At 47.4% G+C, this 19032-nt stretch carries 16 protein-coding genes, 2 pseudogenes and 1 riboswitch; of the genes and pseudogenes, 11 read left to right on the top strand and 7 right to left on the bottom strand.

The annotated features are described in order from the left end of the window. Positions 1-155: 155 nt before the first annotated feature. Positions 156-638 (bottom strand): tyrosine-type recombinase/integrase, encoded by a 483-nt coding sequence (locus VE954_RS27615; protein ID WP_324958973.1) that lies wholly within the window; start codon positions 636-638, stop codon positions 156-158. Between the two features lie 667 nt (positions 639-1305). Next, positions 1306-3205, bottom strand: a pseudogene (locus tag VE954_RS27610) (potassium transporter Kup). Between the two features lie 45 nt (positions 3206-3250). After that, positions 3251-3389: riboswitch (cyclic di-AMP (ydaO/yuaA leader) on the bottom strand. A 259-nt stretch (positions 3390-3648) separates the two neighbouring features. Between VE954_RS27610 and VE954_RS27605 the strand changes: the two are divergent. Then, positions 3649-4815, top strand: coding sequence for a DUF4158 domain-containing protein (locus tag VE954_RS27605; protein WP_324958969.1), 1167 nt, complete (start codon positions 3649-3651; stop codon positions 4813-4815). Here VE954_RS27605 and VE954_RS44465 read toward each other — a convergent pair. The 3 genes and pseudogenes from VE954_RS44465 to VE954_RS44460 all read right to left on the bottom strand — a co-directional run. After that, positions 4711-5229 carry an MFS transporter gene (locus VE954_RS44465; RefSeq protein WP_414699037.1) on the bottom strand — a complete coding sequence of 173 codons (519 nt, stop codon included), beginning with the start codon at positions 5227-5229 and terminating at the stop codon, positions 4711-4713. The two genes, VE954_RS27605 and VE954_RS44465, sit on opposite strands and share 105 nt — an antisense overlap. Positions 5230-5395: 166 nt before the next feature. Continuing rightward, entirely contained in the window at positions 5396-6013 is a 618-nt protein-coding gene (locus tag VE954_RS27600) for a hypothetical protein (RefSeq protein WP_324958967.1), read from the bottom strand. Positions 6014-6032: 19 nt separating this feature from the next. Beyond that, positions 6033-6086, bottom strand: a pseudogene (locus VE954_RS44460) (hypothetical protein); the annotation flags it as partial. A 240-nt stretch (positions 6087-6326) separates the two neighbouring features. On the opposite strand from VE954_RS44460, the gene VE954_RS27595 reads away from it, so the two are divergent. Next, positions 6327-6986 carry a hypothetical protein gene (locus VE954_RS27595; protein ID WP_324958966.1) on the top strand — a complete coding sequence of 220 codons (660 nt, stop codon included), beginning with the start codon at positions 6327-6329 and terminating at the stop codon, positions 6984-6986. A gap of 337 nt (positions 6987-7323) precedes the next feature. Here the strand turns inward: VE954_RS27595 and VE954_RS27590 are convergent, their stop codons facing one another. Then, positions 7324-8010 carry an IS6 family transposase gene (locus tag VE954_RS27590; RefSeq protein WP_414699036.1) on the bottom strand — a complete coding sequence of 229 codons (687 nt, stop codon included), beginning with the start codon at positions 8008-8010 and terminating at the stop codon, positions 7324-7326. 23 nt (positions 8011-8033) lie between these two features. Between VE954_RS27590 and VE954_RS27585 the strand changes: the two genes are divergently transcribed. From VE954_RS27585 to VE954_RS27580, 3 genes are all read left to right on the top strand, one after another. Then, the gene (locus VE954_RS27585; RefSeq protein ID WP_422662081.1) at positions 8034-9023 is read left to right on the top strand and encodes an IS256 family transposase; all 990 of its coding nucleotides are present in this window, start codon (positions 8034-8036) and stop codon (positions 9021-9023) included. Then, positions 8909-9283: a transposase gene (locus tag VE954_RS44675; protein WP_422662082.1), complete on the top strand. Its 375-nt coding sequence runs from the start codon at positions 8909-8911 to the stop codon at positions 9281-9283. Before VE954_RS27585 ends, VE954_RS44675 begins: the two co-directional genes overlap by 115 nt. Before the next feature lie 620 nt (positions 9284-9903). Beyond that, positions 9904-10272: a hypothetical protein gene (locus VE954_RS27580; RefSeq protein WP_324958962.1), complete on the top strand. Its 369-nt coding sequence runs from the start codon at positions 9904-9906 to the stop codon at positions 10270-10272. 403 nt (positions 10273-10675) lie between these two features. Here the strand turns inward: VE954_RS27580 and VE954_RS27575 are convergent, their stop codons facing one another. Continuing rightward, a complete protein-coding gene (locus VE954_RS27575; RefSeq protein WP_324958960.1) occupies positions 10676-11695 on the bottom strand; it encodes a PilZ domain-containing protein in 1020 nt (339 codons plus the stop codon). 599 nt (positions 11696-12294) lie between these two features. On the opposite strand from VE954_RS27575, the gene VE954_RS27570 reads away from it, so the two are divergent. From VE954_RS27570 to VE954_RS27545, 6 genes are all read left to right on the top strand, one after another. Beyond that, complete coding sequence (locus VE954_RS27570) at positions 12295-13311, top strand: cytochrome-c peroxidase (RefSeq protein ID WP_324958957.1); 1017 nt, start codon at positions 12295-12297, stop codon at positions 13309-13311. A 10-nt stretch (positions 13312-13321) separates the two neighbouring features. Continuing rightward, complete coding sequence (locus tag VE954_RS27565; protein ID WP_324958955.1) at positions 13322-13639, top strand: cupredoxin domain-containing protein; 318 nt, start codon at positions 13322-13324, stop codon at positions 13637-13639. A gap of 5 nt (positions 13640-13644) precedes the next feature. Next, positions 13645-14109 carry a hypothetical protein gene (locus tag VE954_RS27560; RefSeq protein WP_324958953.1) on the top strand — a complete coding sequence of 155 codons (465 nt, stop codon included), beginning with the start codon at positions 13645-13647 and terminating at the stop codon, positions 14107-14109. Positions 14110-14230: 121 nt separating this feature from the next. Next, positions 14231-15688, top strand: coding sequence for an FIST signal transduction protein (locus VE954_RS27555; protein WP_324958951.1), 1458 nt, complete (start codon positions 14231-14233; stop codon positions 15686-15688). Positions 15689-15811: 123 nt separating this feature from the next. After that, positions 15812-18094 carry a HAMP domain-containing protein gene (locus VE954_RS27550; protein WP_324958949.1) on the top strand — a complete coding sequence of 761 codons (2283 nt, stop codon included), beginning with the start codon at positions 15812-15814 and terminating at the stop codon, positions 18092-18094. A 13-nt stretch (positions 18095-18107) separates the two neighbouring features. After that, positions 18108-18479, top strand: coding sequence for a response regulator (locus VE954_RS27545; RefSeq protein WP_324958947.1), 372 nt, complete (start codon positions 18108-18110; stop codon positions 18477-18479). Positions 18480-19032: the final 553 nt, after the last annotated feature.

Below are 19032 nucleotides of genomic sequence, written 5' to 3'. Positions count from 1 at the left end.
GGTAATGATTCTGAAGTTGCTGAACCCACAAGCTTTTTGTCTTTGGATGTCTGGGACATGGATGAAGCCTCATTTCCGCCACTTTCATTATACTAATTTATCGGCAGAAACTGTCTCATACTTGGCTGAGATATAGGGCTCCGATCTTGCCCGGTTCATGGACTCGCAGCAAAAGTATGACCATCATTTGGTGCGAAATATTTTGATTCAATCCTTTGATGGCAGGACCTCATCCAGATCATGTGCCACATAAGCGTCGGAACGAGGAGCCTTCCCTTGGCTTTTTTCGACGGGAAAAGCCGATCACCTTCTTCCCACTGAGCGACTGACTGAATCCAATCCTGGAGTGCCTTGTGGCTAACTTTGTTCAGCATCACGCGCCGGTACTTTCCGGTCTTTTTTTCCCGGATGTCAAAGCTATCGCCTGGCTTTAGATACTGAACCTGCTCGATCTTTAAACGAAGTATATCGACGCCTCTAAGAGCCGAATTGATGCCAAGGGTAAAAATCGCGAGATTTCTCGGATCACCTGCCAAAAAGCGCTTGATCGCCCGGATATCTTCAAACCGTCTTATAGGCTGAGTCTTAGTTGCTGAGCCTTTTTTGGGATGGTTAGGATTGCTGCGACTTATTGCCATGAACATTTCCAGTCATCTTAATATTTATCGTCTATGAGCCGACGAATATTAGGATTAAGCATTTCGTTTAGGCCACTGATTTATCTGAAAGGTGCATCGAGACCGGTGATCCTAACTTTTCGTTAAAAGTTAGGATATCACATGGAAGTCAAATTAGCGTGTAAGTCATTTTACTCCCCAGCTGGGCTTCGCCAGGACTTCATTACCTTAAATAGTGGAAACAGGATGGAATGATTGAATGGTCTTTCCGTATACTGAAAAGCGAATGTCCTTGGCTCAGATAGTTCGAAACAGCAGAGAAAGCCGAAAGTGCAATTCAGCTTTTATCGATGCTGTTTGCGAATTAGTGAACCTACAGATACTCAATGACCAACTATATTTCTTGGATGCATGTGTCTCCTGCATTGTCTCAACTGAAAACCCCACAGTATTAAAATCCATCCAGCTCCAAAAACTGCGCCTGTCAGCGTTGTGTTTACGATTTCTGGTTTTACCCGAAAGAGGATTGTTAAGAAGACCTTACTGAACACAAAAGTTAAGGCCACCATGCCCCAAAGAAGCTGCTTGTTCATACTTATCCTCGTCAATAGGTTAATACCTATTTGAGCGCTCGTTCCAGAACCTTCCAATCCTTAACCTCTGGTACATAGGGAAAACGTATGCCCAGTTACATTTCTACTACGACTCCTATTTCGATGGTCTGATTCGATGGAATCTTGAAAAAGTCTGCTGCCCTCGATGCATTCCTGGACATAAAAGCGAACAATTCTTCTCGCCACACAGCCATTCCCGGAGTATCGGTAGCAATAATAGTCTCACGACCGAGAAAAAAAGTAGTTCTCGACAGCTCGACGGGCAAGCCGAGTTTGAAGCAACGGGTCAAAATATCTGGAACATTTGGCGACTCCATAAAGCCATAGAAAACGATTACGCGATGGAAACCGTTACCCAAGTCTTCCAGACGAATATGATTTTCGGGCGCGACATAGGGTGAGTCGATGTTTTGGATTGTCAAAAGCAGGACCAGTTCATGAATGACTTGATTATGCCGAACATTATGGAGAAGTGCTGAAGGCGTACCTTGGCTGATGGCCGTCATGAATACGGCAGCTCCAGGGAGTCTGGCCCTTGTATTCGGAACTGTCTCGTTCATAAATACGGTCAAAGGAGTGGAATTAGCGAGGAGGCGTGATGCCAGTATTGATCGTCCTTTTTTCCAGGTTAGCATTAAGGTCAGAATAATCAGACCAGCCGCAATAGGAAACCATCCTCCATCCAATATCTTCACTGCATTTGCTGTAAAGAAAGCGAGATCAATTACTATGAAAAATAGACACAAAGGTAGGGCGACTGGTATTGACCATTTCCACTGATGGCGCATTACAATATATGTAAGCATTGTTGTGATGACCATCGTTGCTGTAACAGCAATACCGTAGGCCGCTGCAAGTTTTCCTGATGTTTGAAATTCAAACACTAAGAACAACGTGCCTATCAACAAGGCCCAATTGATGAATGGAACATAGATCTGCCCCATTTCTTTAGCTGAAGTATATTTAACTGCCATTCTCGGCAAAAATCCAAGCTGCATGGCTTGCTGACTCATTGAGAATGCTCCTGTAATGAGAGCCTGCGACGCGATAACCGCAGCCGAAGTGGAAAGAAGTACAAGAGGGTATAAAGCCCAAGTGGGGGCGAGGAGGTAGAACGGGTTTTCGGCAGCAGCTGGATTTTGAAGAAGGAGTGCCCCTTGGCCGAAATACTGAAGGACCAGGCCTGGAAGGGCGACGCAAAACCAACCCAACTGAATCGGCCTTCGACCGAAATGTCCGAGATCCGCGTAAAGTGCCTCTCCTCCAGTAACTACTAGAAAAACACTGCCGAGAACAACCAGCCCATGCCATGAATTCGTGAGAAGAAAGTTGATTCCGAACGCAGGGTTTAGCGCTTCAAGGATGTGAAAGTTGCTTAACATCCCTTTAATACCAAGTGCTCCCAGCACAACGAACCAAATCAAAATAATGGGCCCGAAGGCTTTCCCCATGTCAGCGGTACCGCGTTTTTGAAAGAAGAAAAGGACGGATAGAATGGTGACCGTAATTGGGATGATGTAGGGATCAAAAAGAGGAGTTGCGATCTTTAGTCCTTCAATAGCGCCTAAAACAGAAATAGCTGGTGTAATTATCCCATCACCATAGAGCAACGCGGCTCCAAACAATCCAAGGACGGTGATAGTGCCCGCAAGCTTTTTCGATTGATTTTTCTGATCAGAAAGCGCGAGAGCCATGAGGGCAAGTATGCCGCCTTCGCCCTTGTTATCGGCTCTCAGCACAAAAGTCAGATACTTGACAGAAACGACAAGAATTAATGACCAGACAATAAGTGAAAGGACTCCAAAAATATTCGCTTCTGTGACGTCGATACCATGAGGGCCGTGAAAGCATTCGCGCAAAGCGTAAAGGGGGACTCGTCCCAATGTCGCCGTAGACTACCCCTAGTGCCCCTAAGGTAAGTGCCGCAAGTGAAGATTTGTGATCAGAAACTGTGGATTGGTTGGCCGTAGACATAGGCGTCCTCAAATAGGTTAATGAGGAGCCACCCTGGATTATCCAAGGTCTCCTCTTCGTTGCCTACGGGGTTAGCTGACGGGCTCGGGCCGAAGAGTGCCCTACATACATCGTATGATTCGCCCCAAAAATTTGGGTCCCCCGCTCCTATGCTTTTATGCATAGGATTAAGCGATCTCGATAATTTACGTGAATGCTAATTGGGTGTCGAGTCCCTAAGTCGGTTTCCCCAGGGCAGAGGTAAATCGTAATGACATACTTTGTTTAAGTGCAACTTACTGGGTTTCCAAAGTCGCCTTCACAGAATTGCCAAAGCCCACTTCATCAAGATGCTGCGTCATCGATAGGGTTATTGTGCAGCAAAATTTCCTGGCCATAAACAGTAGTTTTCGGTCATCTTGCTCGTTCATGATTGTACGTGTTCAAGCCAGCGAGGGTGTTGAATGACAAACGCTAATGAGACGGCTTATCCAAGGCTGAAGGCACACCCAACAGAAAAAGATCTCGCTACCATATACAGTCCAACCCCTGAAGAGCTGGACCTGGCTCGTCAGCATGCGAAAGTACCGGTTCCAAGAATTGGATTTCTCGTCATGCTTAAAACCTTCCAACGTTTGGGCTATTTCGTTCTCGTAGGCACCGTTCCGAAAGAAATTGTACTCCATATATCCCGCGCATACGGCTTCAAATCTGTTCCCAAGCCGCTTAACAGCTATGATTCGACCAGTGCCAGATATAGGCATATGGATATCATTCGCCAACACCTGGGAGTAACAGCTTGCTCAGATGATACGTATGAGGCGCTTGCCCGGACATGCGCAGAAGCATCGACAACCAAGGAGGACATTGCCGATATCATAAACGTCGCGATAGAAGAGCTGGTGCGTCAAAGGTATGAACTTCCTGGTTTTTCCACCTTCCTGAAAGCCGCGAAGAAGGCTCGCATAACGATCAATGCCAGCTACTATCGAGCCATCGATCAAGCCCTTGGCAAGAAAGGGCGTGCGAGGATTGATGCTTTGCTTGCCAAAGGCTCTCGTAACGTTAAAAGCCCATGGGACAGGGTGAAGCAGGAACCGCAACGCCCTACCGTTGGACACATGCAAAAATTCACAGTTCATCTAAGATGGCTTCAGGAGTTTTCAATTGAAGAGGAAGCCTTCGCGTTGATACCCGATGTCAAAATTCGGCAGTTTGCTGCCGAAGCCAAGGCTCTTGATGCCGCTTCGATGCGCAATCTGGCCGAGAAAAAGCGCTATGCGATTGCAGCTATTCTCATCCGCCTTCAGACGGCACGCGCGCTTGACGACTTGGCCGAAATGTTTGTAAAGCGGTTGCAAAAGCTTCATCGGCTAGGAAAGGAAGCCCTTGAACAGTATCACCTTCGCAATGTTGAGCAGACACAAAACCTTGTTGCCATGCTGCGCAAGGTCGTCATCGCGGCTTGCAAATCTGACGATCCAAGCGAAAAGCGCCTCGACACGGGTTCAATGCTGGATCGGCGTTTAATATTCAGTGGTGGGTTCTTTGCCTTGCCAGCAATATACGCCTGCGATCCCCATAGGCAGGCCTCCATACCTAAGCAAATTCTTTGGAAACGTCTCGCCTAAATAGCCGCTGGCAAGCATTGATACAGGGGTTAAAAATCCAGAAAGGAAACCCAGGAGGCTGAAGATCCGGCCAACGAACTCCTGATCCACCCTGGCTAGAATTACAGAGTTGAATAAGATTTTTGAAAATGAGAGACAAATTCCCATCCCGAATCCGGACAGGAGGATCATCCAATGGGATGTACCTAGAGCGATACCAAGATACCCAATATTGAAAGAAAGCGTAGAGCAGCAAACCAGAGTATAGTGCCATCTCCTGTCCAATTTTGCACAAACAAAACCGCCTGCAATCATTCCGACAGCAAATGCCGACATGAAAAATCCATAGAGAGTCATGCCCAGTGCTGGATCTTGTTTAAACAACGGAATCAGGAGAACATGTCCGGGAATGGCAGTGAAGTTCAGGACCCCCATGCCAACCATGATAAAGGCTATTTCAGGTGCCTGATGCAAAGAGAGCGAAGAATATTGTGAAGCCGATATGAACGACAATGTTCATTTTTCTGAGTGATAGGATCTTGATGGACTGTGCCAGGTGACCCGTCGCGTCACCGCCAAATCGCTAAATTGTATATTGCAGTCAGCTCGAAGCTAAACTTGTCAAAGGTACCCGCAGAAAGGCTGCCAGAGCTTCTGCATCCACACGTAAAGTCTTTTGCTCATTGCGAGTCAAAAGATGATGCCGCGTGCCGTCTTTCAAACAGAGGTTGATCTCTGCCGCGTTGTTTTCACCGGCATAACCAGCCAGGAATTGAACGGCAGCTATGCTGTGCAGAGGAAGCGAAGATTCTTGATTTATGTGCAAAAGACGCTTTGCAAAGGCTTTGCCGGAAATTTGATCGAACACAAAACGCTGGGTCTTATTCAAGCCGACAAGTCCAGCAGCGAAAAGTGGAAGAGTAAACAAAACCATAGTCCAGTCTTCACCCGCTGTCGATAGAAGCGGCACGAGAGGGGTCAGAATAAAGATTGTCCAGAAAACATAGTTCCCCTTGGTCGGCTTGAATTCAACACGGTGCGGACTGACGGCCACCAGATTATGGGTCCGAAAACTGGCCGAACTTTTCCCGATAAAACTCACTTCAAATTTATTCATAAGGACTCCAATCTGTTTCGCCTGAAAGACGAGCGAGTTGGGGTTCTGCTGCAAACCGCGGTTCGGGAATAATTGTTCGAAAGCCAGGGTGCAAGTAACCATCAGATTCCCATCGTCTCAAGGTCGAGATGGAAACACCAGGAAGTGCGGCGGCCTTACCAATAGAGAGATGCACCCTTCAATCCTTCGAAAGGAATACAAAACTATGGTGTAAGTTCTCCGTATTGGATAGATTTGCCAATAGATTTTTGCTGCTGCTTTCAGCCCCACGATATCAATTGACACGACGCTTTTACATAAAAATAGGTTGGCGGCCGTGAAAGATCAAGAAATCCTATATCCGGCAATCTGACATCGAAACAAAAGGCGAAGTCATCCGTCTAAGCACTGGACACCTTGTTTTTGGAGCGAAACCATGTATAAAATTCTGGCTACATTCCTGATTTTTTCCGCGAGCGCCTTCCTCAACGGCTGCGTCACCTCCAAAAGGCTGGACGACCAGACGGCGAAGCAGATTTCATTTATTCGTCTCGAACCCACGGATTCCAGTCAAATTCATATTCAATATCAAGGCCCGTTGGCGGCCGTTTCCCAGGGTGTTGCGACCGCCGTCCCCGGTGTGGCAACCGGCCTCGCTGCCGGCGTAGGAGCTGTTGCCAATGACAGCTATACGAGCGAAATCGATCGCGTGGCGCATCAAAATCAAATTTTTCTCGACAAGTTCCTCCTTGAAGATATCAAGAAGACCTTTCAAACGGCGGGATTCACGGTCAAAGATGCCACTGAAGGTGGCGTCGTTCTTCGCATCACCGCCGTTAACCAGCTGTTCCAAAGATTCATCGGCAATCCTGCTCTCATGACAGCTGCGAGTTTTGAGCTTTATCGTCCAGCAGTGGAAGGTCGGGAAGAGGAAGTGCTTTGGCATTATCGTTCTGTTGTCAGAAACCATAAGGACTTCCCAGATTACTCTTATGATGAGCTCCTCGAACCCGAGAAACTCCGGAAGCTGCTTATGACCGCGTCGCAGCTGATGGCTAGGGATACGCTGCAGTTTCTTCAGGAAAAACCCCAGTAACGCTCATTCGTTTGATATGTTGGCAAATGCGCCTAACTATTGTCTACGACGGTCCTCGGCTAGAAGTTCTGCGACGGTTGAAGACTTCTGCTGTGAATACTCCAACAACCGGGATGATCCACCGCCTAGAGCCAATACTTTAGCTCGCCCGTAGCGCTTCGGCGCGGTAGCGTCCATTCGAAGGAAGTCGCGGAACGCGATATTGTCCTTGGGAATAGATAATTCGAATCGGCAAATTTCAATTTCCCACTTTTGCCGCAGTAGTCATTATAAGGCTCTGTCGCAAACATTTCGGAGGGTGAAGTAAGGTTTTGAAGGGATCATTCCCCGGACGCAGTTATCCTGCGAGGGCGTAAAACTTCTCGAATGGAGTGGAGCCCTGAATATCGATCTGGCCTTTTTTGATCATGGCCATCATCTCGATTCCGGCGATGGTCTTCGCCGCCGACATAAAGGTTTTATATCCGAGCATCGGCCTTGTCCTTTGCCTCACTCGCCTGTGATCCTGCTCGATAAGGTTATTGAGATACTTCACCTGCCGGAGCTCGACATCAGTTGAATATTCATCATTGAAAGCCTCGAGCCCGGCGGCGTTCGCCCCAGACTTGTCCGTATTGATCTTCACGGGAACACCATGTTGTCGGACGGCTTTCTTCAAAAACCTTAGGGCCGCTTTATGATCCCGCCTTGCTGTAAGCAGAAAATCAATTGTATCTCCATCACTGTCCACGGCCCGGTAAAGCCACTTGAGCTTTCCCTTGACCTTGATGGCCATCTCGTCCCACCTCCAGCTTTCGCCCACTGGTTTCTTTCTTCTTCTAAACTCAGCTTCCAGCTCCGGAGTGTGCCGGACGACCCACCTATGGATGGTCGAGTGATCGACATGAACGCCGCGTCCAGCCATCATTTCCTCAAGGTCTCTTAGGGAGAGTTTATAGCTGAGGGAGTTATAGCTAGAAGTTGTGGATGAGAGAAGGAAGGTAGCGTACCTTTGTCGGACTTCAACCCCCGACAACCCCGTAATTTTTACACTATGGGAGATACGCTATGCACGAGAGTACCAACACCGTTCTCAATTTTCCAGTTCAAACCGAAGACCCGCTGATGGCCGTTTTACGCGATGGAGCGAGGAAAATGCTGGCGCAGGCTGTAGAGATGGAAGTCGAAGAATACCTCGGAAGGCATGCTGACCTTCGCGGAGAGGATGGCAAGCGGCTTGTAGTAAGAAACGGTCACATGCCCGAGAGGACTATCCAGACGGGGATTGGTGACATTGCTGTCAAGGCTCCACGAGTGAATGACAAGCGGCGTGATGCTGACGGCAACCGCATTCGCTTTCATAGCGCTCTTCTTCCGGCCTATCTGAGGCGTACCAAAGCCATAGAGGAGTTGATTCCGTGGCTTTATTTGAAGGGTGTTTCGACAGGTGATTTTTCAGAGGCGCTGGCATCGCTCCTTGGCAAGGATGCCCCAGGTCTTTCGGCCTCAACCGTGACCCGCCTGAAGTCTGTGTGGCAGGATGAGTACGAGCAGTGGCGCAAATCCTCGCTGGGCGATCGCCGCTTCGTCTATATCTGGGCCGACGGCATTTACTTCAATATCAGGCTGGGCAAGGGCCAGCGGATGTGTATGCTGGTCATCATCGGCGCCGACGCTGATGGCAACAAGGAAGTCCTGGCGGTCGAAGCCGGTTATCGTGAAAGCGCGACAAGCTGGAAGGAAGTGCTCTTGCGGCTTCGTGATCGAGGTCTTCACATCGCACCTGAGCTGGCGATCGCAGACGGCGCCCTTGGCTTTTGGGCTGCCCTCGATGAAATCTGGCCAAATACTCGAGGCCAGCGGTGCTGGGTGCATAAGACGGCAAACGTACTGGATAAGATGCCAAAATCCAGGCAGCCTGAGGCCAAGGGATGCTCCATGAGATATACGAGGCCGAAACAAAGAAGCAAGCAGAGAAGGCGTTTGACCGCTTTATCGAAGTATTCGAGGCCAAGCATCCGAAGGCCGCCGAGTGTCTGGCCAAGGACCGCGCTCTGATGCTTGCCTTCTATGATTTCCCTGCTGAGCATTGGCGCCATATACGTTCGACCAATCCAATCGAATCGACGTTTGCAACTGTTCGCTTGCGTACCAAGCGCACCAAGGGATGCGGTTCGGCTGACGCCACGGTTTCGATGACGTTCAAGCTGCTGATGGATGCGAAGAAGGGCTGGCGGAAGCTAAACGGACATAAGCTGATGGCCGACGTTATCGACATCACGGTCAAGTTTGTTGACGGGATCCGGAAGGCTGCCTAACTTTTTTGATCCACAACATTTGACAATAACTCTAGCTGAGGTACCAGCGTATGCAGGTCAGGATAATCGACTTTTCGAAATGCCGTCCTTTGAAGCTCACTGCCATAACCACTCCCTGGGTACGGTGAACTGGCGACTATGACGACTCCCAGGTCAAAATACCAGAGATTGTTTGCAACACAACCTTAATCCAGCCATTGCCAGGCCGAGCATCGTTTGTTCAGGTAACGGTTGCGAGAGGCAGCTTTGGATCTCTGACGTTGCGGTTTTTGAGGCCGGACCCGTGCCACGGCGTAGGTGCCCTCCACCATTCTTAAACGCATTTCTCTGGCGCCCTCTGGGTCCTTTCGTCGTTCCCGTTCCACGATAGTTTTAATCCTGGCGAGAATTGCAGGGATCGTCATCGCTGTGTATTCCCGTTCCTGCCGCCAGAATTTCAAGAGCCTGCTGCGGAGGAGTGAGATCCAGCCTGCCCATCTCGCGCGACTGAATGTGGAGCGCTGTCCGGCAGAAACCTCTACATTCCACCTCATATTCCCTGGCGATGCGACGAATCCAAAAGCTTAAAGGCTCCAGATCCCTTGGTGTGGGCCGAAGGGGCCATAGTGTTAAGTATTTCAATGCGTCCGGAAAAAATATTCCAAATCAGATTTTCAGGAAAAGACGAAGCAGTATCAGCACAAAAAAACTGGTTTTCAGCCCGCATCAGATTGCGCCAGGGTTATGCAGCTGAAGAAGCATTCCTCATTGCCGTCAAACATGAGCATATTTCCACATGTGCACGCAAACGAGGGGGCTACGTTTTGAGTGAGTTCTGTTCGGTGGTCGTCAACCACTATGAGCATCGCGGCGCTTATCCCGCATTCGCACTCATACGGGGCAAGGAACGATCGTATGGTGCAGCTTCCCAGAACCCTTGGGAGCATGTTTGCATGATCCATGAAGGAAATGCTGCATTCATCAAGGACGGGTTGAGCGGACTCGCATAATTTTTTGATAAATGTGATCCATTGGTTTATCCCGGATGAGGTAAAGTTTGAAATGGCTTTCAGGTTGAGATGAATATGTTTGCGGTTTATACACGGAATATCCTTGGCTGAAAACCCTTCATCGATTTTTCCCTGGATTGAATATTCCACCCTATCGACCGAATCGCTGATGACGAGCTGGCAGCTATTAAAATTGATCGTCTGACTCATCGATACCTCGCAGCCGGGGTTGCCATGTATGGGCAGTTTCTATAATACTGCAATTGCAGGAGACTGAGCAACGTCTGAGATCACAATCGGTCGCTGTTTGCAAAGTACATTTAACCCGTTGCCCGTTTTTTTCCAGAGAACGTTACTTTCCGGCGCTGTGGATTTCCCGGTGTCGTCCCGGAAGAGTCTTCATTCAAAGAAACTCCACGCTGCCATCGTCCTGCTCGTTTCCAGCCGAGGACTGCAGTTCAAGCGTTTTTTCCTCAAGCCGCAAAGAAGCAACAGCTGGCCAGCTCCAGACAATGATCTCAACCATACAGCTGATTCCGTTTCCCGATGGCAGCTGAAGACGCCATGCATCCCGTACCTGGGTTGCAGCCTGGAGAGATGGCAAAGCACAAATCTCATCCTCCATGATGGGACCATGCGTAGGGAGTTTGACGCGGATATCCTTGTCAGAGAGAAGGCTTCCCGCATGGCGTTCAACCCAGATTTTAAACGCTCCTGCCGTTAAATTGCAGAATTCGCGCATAAAGTCATGGCAAAGATAACTCTCAATACCATCCTGCGGTCTGCTCTTTGCCCAGCAGAGGAAACCATGAGCAGCTTCAAGCTGATAGTAACTGGAAAATCGGATGCTCATGGCGGCAGCTTGAATTCCAATGGTCACCTTCCAGCAGTTGTCGCTGGCAGGTGAGCTATTTTCCGGTATTTCAAGGATTACCGGCATCGCCTGGTTGGGAGCTACAATGCGCGAACGGGACGATTGCCTGACCCCCTCCCGGAGTTGCTTGATGATGCAGCCTTCTTTTGTCCCAGGAGCCATCAGGTCGGCAGTTTCGGCAGGAATCGTTACTGCGCCATTCTTAAGAAGAAGACTTAATAAATCGAGCTGATTTTGGTCGGACGCCACATGTTCAAGACCTACAGCAAAGGTCTTATCTTCCGAGCCCTCAATTTCACGCACGCTGATATAACGCACATCACAAATAAAGGCCAGCGCCAGGGCACCGCTTTTCGGAAAAAACACCAGCCTGTCGTTGGTTTTAAACGAGACTTCATTGGCCTGGATCAGCAGGCGAACGCCGCAGCGGCTGACATCGCAAATTCCCGCAGCAAGAGCCTGTCCCTGAAAGAAAACCTGCGCACTCCCGCTCACCGGTATTCGTGGATACCGCCGGCGGTTTATCTTTTTTTCAAGAGGATACCCCACAGTGAAACTCTTTAACTTCAAAAGTTACCGAGCACAAGATTCAGCCCCTCCAGTAAACTCCGATTGTCCATAATAACATCGGCCAATCAATTGGAAAGTAAAGGAGTATAAGCTAACGGGTGAAAGCAGCCCTCAGACTTTGGCTTTTTTCCTACAGAAGGAAATGATACGCGAGGTACGATTCTGATACTCGTACGGAATCAGATTCTTTACTGAGCGGCTTGTGACCTTGCATTCGGCCCATCCGGGTTCTTCCATTGCGTCGCTACATGACTGATCGCGGATGCATATATTTCCTCGCTCAGAGTACGCAAACGCCACCGAACCAATACCGAAGGACCAGAACCGACCCAACCTGTGAAAATCTCCAGACTGCGAAGGATTTCAGGGAAGCCGTAAAAAGCCCAGGCGCGAGGCAGTCAGCCGCCTTATAGCGGGCCCCGGTTGATGCTGGTTTCCCTGGCCGTTACCACGATTTCAGATTTAAAGGTAGCAGTTGACAGAGGGGCCCATATGTATTTTTCGGTATGACAACTCATTAAGATGGTATTCTGGTCGAATACCCATCATATGGTTTTCGAAAACGGAGGCTTTGCTATATGTCTGGCATTGGATTGGTGCTGAGGGTCCTGCTTTTTTTATCCCCTGGCATTGGGATGGCAGAGAGCCAGACAGAAGTTCAAAAGTATAGGCAGCTTTACCTGAGACCAAACGCAATTCCCTATCCGGAGGATAATGGTTACTCTTCTGCCCGGGAAAAACTTGGGCATCTATTGTTCTTTGATCCTCGGCTGTCAGCCTCCGATTGGATTTCCTGCGCAAGCTGTCATAACCCGGGCTTTTCGTGGGGCGATGGCCTGCCCAAGGCCAAGGGTCATGAAATGAAGACGTTGCCGCGACGAACCCCTACCCTGCTCGATTCCGCGTGGATGGCAAGTTTCTTTTGGGATGGGCGGGCTGCAACACTGGAGGAGCAGGCCCTGCTGCCTATTCAGGCGATGGGCGAGATGGCTCTTTCGCTATCTGAGATGGTGGGTAAACTTACCAGGATCAAAGGTTACAATGTTCTTTTCGAGAAAGCATATCCTGGCGAAGGTATCACAGAAAAAACGGTGGCCAAAGCAATCGCCACCTATGAGCGAGTGGCTTCGGCCTCCACGGAAGCTCCTTTCGATCACTGGATAAAGGGCGACACGCAGGCAATTTCCAGTGCCGCTCGTCGCGGCTTTATTCTCTTTAACAGCAAGGCTGCCTGCAGCCAATGCCATTCTGGATGGCGCTTCACCGACGACAGCTTTCATGACATCGGAGTCCGTGGCGATGATAAAGGCCGAGGCGCCCTATTCCCGGACATCGAAGTGAATCAATTTGCTTTCAAAACCCCCACGTTGCGAAACGTGGCTTGGCGTTCTCCTTATATGCATGACGGTTCGGAGGCGACCCTGGCTGACGTCATCGACCTCTACAACATCGGCGGAAGGGAAAAGAGAGCAAGCCTCTCAACCCTGGTTCGACCGCTGAATCTCACCGAGCAGGAAAGGAAGGACCTTCGGGAGTTTCTTGGAACTCTCAGCAGTCCCGTCCGCAAGACGGAAATTCCCATGTTGCCCAGATAGGAGTCGCGGAATGTTAAAACGCATTTGTTTTGCCTTCGTTCTGGCCTGTCAGGCGACTCTGGCCCTTGCTGAGGTCCATAAGGTTTCTCAAAAGGGAAAGGCTTTCTCGACCCAGACCCTGACAATCAAGCCCGATGACAGCATCATGTTCCTAAACGATGACACAACTCCTCATAATGTTTTTTCTTCATCTGAGGGGATGCGTTTTAATCTCAAGGTCCAGCTTCCCGGGACCAGGAACGAGCAAAAGTTCGAGAAGCCGGGTGCGGGTGAGATCCGTTGTGCGATTCATCCAGGCATGAAGATTAAAATAATCATTAAAGAGTAGGCGGGATGGTAAAATTTAAGATTCAATGTAAGAACCTTGCCTTTTTCCTTTGCTGTCTGCTGGGGTCGACCATCCTGAGAGCAGAGGACTCAAGGCATATTGAAATACGTCTGAGCACGCAGGGCAACGATATTGCCTTCGACAAAAAATACATCGAGGAAGCCTATGCTCCTGAAATCAAGATAAAATTCGTTAACAAGGCTCTTCGAGGGTCTCAAATCCTCCACAATATTGCCATATTAAAGCCAGGTGAAGTGGAGGCTGTGATTCACGACATGCAAAAACTTGGCTATGACCTGGAAAAGCTCAAGCAGCATAAGAGCATCCTGGTCATGACTCAGGCTTTGGACCCCGAGGTTGCTGAGATCGTAACCCTGCGTGCCCCCGGCAAGGGCTACTATCCCTATATCTGCCTGATGGCAGGGCATGGGGATATCCTGGAAATGCGGGGTATCCTGCATTTAAAGTAGGCGAAGGATTGGTTCGATAGGAAAAAAAAGTAATAAGCCATGAAGCCTTGATGCACAGCGTTACGGATGTGCAGTTTATGCAAAATCCGGAGTGTAAATGTCCTTTTCAAAGAGTTTAAATATGATGAGCATCCAAACTAAATTAATGGAGTTTCGCATGGAGCTGATTTCGAGATCCAACTTTAAAATGCTGGAGGTGCCAATCACCCGCTTATTTTTTATTTTATCCCTGCTGATGCACACCGCTTCTGTATCAGCCAAAACAGATAACTTAAGGGATATGGAATCATTATCAATGTCAGACGGTTGGGCTATAGATAAAGACGAAAGCAATGCTGTTAAAAAAGCAGCAGACATGTTGGAAACAGCAACCCCAAATCATGCATATAGCATCAAGAATCCCAAATTCCTTGTTGCTTATTTTACGCAGGAGTTCAGTGGCGAAAAGCTCGCCTCCGCAATAGAAAAGCGCTATCCCGGAGTACCGGTTTTTGGATTTTCGGTGCTCAAAGCTGTTTTTACCACGGACGGCATGCACATGGGTGAAGAGGGGGTCGAGGGCGCGCTTGCACTCATGGGTTTTGATTCGGCAGGTTTAAAAGTCGGAGTGGCTATCCAGGACGTTAAAACTGGTCTAAAAGATACTACGGAGGACAATCTTACAAAAGACAAGCTCATGAGCGAATTAATCAACAAAGCCATGGCCAACGCTCCCGTGGAAGCGAAAATAAAAAAACATCCCTCCTTGATTTTGATGGCCACAGAATATTCCACAGTTCAAACACTTCTCAACAAGTTGAGAGACACATTTCCTATTGAAACTCCCTTATCGGGCGGAACTCCCATCGATTCAAAATTTGGATATGGTTTTGTAATAGGCAATGGGCGTTCCATCAAACCAGCAGGTGCATTGGCTCTTCTGTACACCACCAAAAAGATAGGGACAAGTTTTCATGGAGGCTACGTAGGAAAGAAGAAATCCGGTAAAATCACGAGAGTTAAAGAAGGTAAAAGGGGCGTTGATCTGGCCACGATCGACAACCGTCCTGCAATGGAAGTATACAATGAATGGTCCGATGGATATTATTCAGACGTCATTCAGAAAATCAAAGAGACGGGTAAACCTCAGGATGTAATGAAAAGTACCATTAAGCCTATGGCCAAGCTTTTAAAATCGGCCGAAGGAGATCGTTACATCACCATCCATCCGCACCGCTTTCATCCAGATGGTTCACTGACGCTCGCTCTTACAGTTTATGAAGGTGACGATATTTTTTACGTGGAAGGTTCCAAGGAAGTCCTGGTCAAGCGGGCCGGCTCGGTTGTAACTCAATCCATGGTAAACGGCAAAATCAAAAAATCGCACATTGCTGGCGGTCTTCACCTTTTCTGCGGTGGTGCTGGACTGGGGATGGGCCTTTCTGATAACGGACCGCGAATGGTAGCTGAACTACAACAGACAATGCCACAAAATTCGCCTTTTATTGGTGGATTTACCGGAGGGGAGCAAGGAAATCTCCCTGGTCTGGGTTTTTTTGAAGGCAATTTAATGAGTACGATGGTCGTATTTGAAAAATAAATCATAAACGTCTGCAAAGCACCTGACGTTAAACATCCACTGTTTAAGCCGTATTGAGATGATGCCTTAATTGCTTGTTTGACGCAGGAATTAATGCATCGCATCCTTTTTTTGAGGCGTGATATGAGTATAAAGCTGCGATTATTTCTTCTGGTTTGCACCACGTTGTTGATGGCGCTTTTACTCATTACTTCCTTCAATGTATATAATATGGATGATCTTTTAACGAAAGAATTGCAAGTACGTGGTCAAATAATTTCTGATGCATTTGCAGCAGAAGCCAGCGACTCAATCATTATTGAAGATGAGATTAGCCTTAATAGGATTACTGATAAATTATTCAAAAATCAAAACGTTGTTTATAGTGTTATCTATGACCATGATTCCAGTATTATAATTGAAAAATTCAATGAAAACTTGAATAAGGAAAAGCTATCGGAACTTGGTATTCCAGATGAGAGCAAAGTTTTAATTGGCACGCGGCCAATTCTGGATAACAATAACGTTGCGATCTACGATTTTCTATCCAAAGTTCAGTCTGATAAAGGGTCATATGGCTTTGTGAGGGTAGGCATATCGTCACAAAATGTTGTTGATCAAAAGAAAAAAGCATTGATCCAGTCACTATTTATGGCATTTTTGAGTTTAACAGTTGGATCAATTCTGAGTTATTTTGTAGCTCTTTCCGTTTCCTCGCCTCTCAATTATTTAAAAGAAAAGTTCGATTTGATTTCCAATGGCCATCTGGATGAGAAAATTGTCATCGACAGGCATGATGAAATCGGCAGTTTAGGAAATAGCTTCATTCTTCTTCAAAACACCATCATCGAAAAAATTAAAACCATAGAGGAATCCAACCGGAGTCTTGAAAAGCGAGTGGAGGATCGCACCCGGGAAATACTTGTCCAAAAAAGAAAATCAGACAAGCTAATTGAAAGCATTCCTCTTGGGATTTTGACCATTGAACCTGATGGTTCTATCGGCGAGAAATATTCACCGGAAACGGAGATTATATTTTCGCGGAATAATCTTCGTTCAACTTCATTCGAGGATCTGATACTTAAAAATAGTCACTTAAACCCTGACAGAAGATCCATGTGTGTTTCAGCAATATTCAGCACACTCAATGAGCATTCTCTTAATTTTGAAGTCAATCGGTCATGTTTTGTAGACAGAGTCGAACTCCCCGTAAATGGGGATATAAAGACACTTGAGCTGTCCTGGTCGTATATTGAGGATGAAAATAGACTGGTCGAGAGCATTATGCTTTGCATAAAAGATATCTCGATGCTCCAAATCCTCAAAGAACAGGATCGCATAAAGGATAGGGAAATTTCAAAGATAAATGCCATTATAAGTATCAACGAATCACTGTTCTTTGAGCATTTCAATGGCATTCGCAAACTGGTTATGGATACCATCGATAAGTCCGTCTTGATCGATGATGTAAACAACAGCTCTTTGATACCCATGCAACGTTGTCTTCACACCTTAAAAGGCAACTGTCGTGCCTTAAATTTCGATGAGCTGGCAGAACTGGCACATAACTTTGAAAGCAAAATCGAGGCCGCCAAGAAATCTGGATTTATTTCCAGAGTTTACATAGAAGGTGACCTGCAAATGCTTCGAGACCTATATCAGGTATACGAGGATTTGGCAAAGAGGATTGGCCGACTTCCCGTAAGCTCAGATGGTCAACTGTTTCGCATTTCCCGGGACGATCTTGCGATGCTTGAGAACGCAGCCTTCAGTCTAAGCGAAACTGATTTGCTGCGGAACAGGATGATGGGAATCGTAGCGCGATCCACTGGCGTGCATGTGAGCCAAATATTGACCACAATCGTAAAGGAATCATCCACAATCTGTGAAAAGCTTCATAAGGTTCCTGTAAAATTTACATTGGACGACGGAAGTATTTTTTTTAAACGAAAATATGCGAGTACCCTTGATAGTATTTTTGGTCACCTTGTTAAAAATTCAATCGCACACAGTCTGGAACGCGATGGCGAGAGGATCCAAAATTCAAAGCATGAGTATGCGACGATCAGCGTCGTCTGTCGTCATAACCACAACAACTGCACAGTCGAAATTCTGTATACCGATGACGGCATGGGGCTTGACATCAAGAAAATATCAGAGAAAGCGTCACAAAGAGGACTCATTGCAGCCAATGAAGATAATTTCACAAGAATTGCAAATTCGATTTTTTATCCAGGATTTTCAACTTCAAATGAAGTGAACATGTATGCCGGTCGAGGCATTGGAATGGATGCTATCAAAGACGATATTCAAAGAATACTTGGTGGAAAAATAGTACTGGTGGTTCCAGAAGGAAACCATCTGGCAGATTTCATTCCATTCAAAGTCAAGTTAACTCTTCCGAATGAGATCTATTATCACGTTTAAAATAGGAGATGACATGAAGGTTTTGGTTGTTGAAGATGACAATGCAGTCAGGAAAGAAATTGTTGACTACTTTACCCACAAGAACTTCGAGGTGGTGGAAGCCGATTCCGGTGAATCAGGATTGAAGACAATAGAGGATCATACTGATCTCTCCCTCGTGCTGACGGATTTCAACATGGGAGCTATGAGTGGACTCGATATGATTGAGGCAGCCTTGAAATCGAACTGTGCTAAAGATATTGAATTTGTCGTACTCACAACGAATAAAACCCCGGAAGATAGAGCTCGGAGTAAAAGTTTGGGCGTCAGATTTTGGAAGATTAAGCCATTTGTCGCCCAGGATTTTGATCATTTTCTTCAGTGGTTTACAACTAAATCGGCGTAGCTGGCTCCGGAGCAAATGAACATGACGCCTGCTGGATTTTGCCAGCCTCTTTAGAAAAATTACCTGCATCCAGGTCCGGGTCCGTGACTTCGGAGCAGGTCTCAACATGGAAAAGCTCAAAAGCATGGCGGAAGAGAAGGGTTTCCGGCAGGGCCCCGGAAAGAATGCTTAGAAATTAATCCAGGCCCTGAGTGGGTCTGCTTCACCGGACCGCAATACCTTTGAAATTCAGGGCTGGAAAGAAGTGCCGGGGTTTAATGCTTTCCGCTTTTTAGCAAAAAGTTCATTTCATTGCCGCAGCAGTACCCTGAGAGACGGCGCTCCCTTGTGTGAATCTTTTATTTTCTTGGCCTAAATTTTTGAGAAGAGGTATTCCAGATCGGTGTCTTTGCCATAAAGGCAGGAGCGGATGGGGGAGCGTCGGGAAATTGGTGTCCGGGGTTGAAAATTAGTTAAGCAGCCCGATTTCTTCAATCGCATTCTCTATCGTGTTTTTCTCTTCCTTCTCTAAATGCCTTGTATAAAGCTTAGAATCGATGCGGTGCAGTCCCCA

This window comes from Oligoflexus sp. (genome assembly GCF_035638955.1).
GTDB lineage: Bacteria > Bdellovibrionota_B > Oligoflexia > Oligoflexales > Oligoflexaceae > Oligoflexus.
This window is presented reverse-complemented; position numbering and strand designations above follow the sequence as displayed.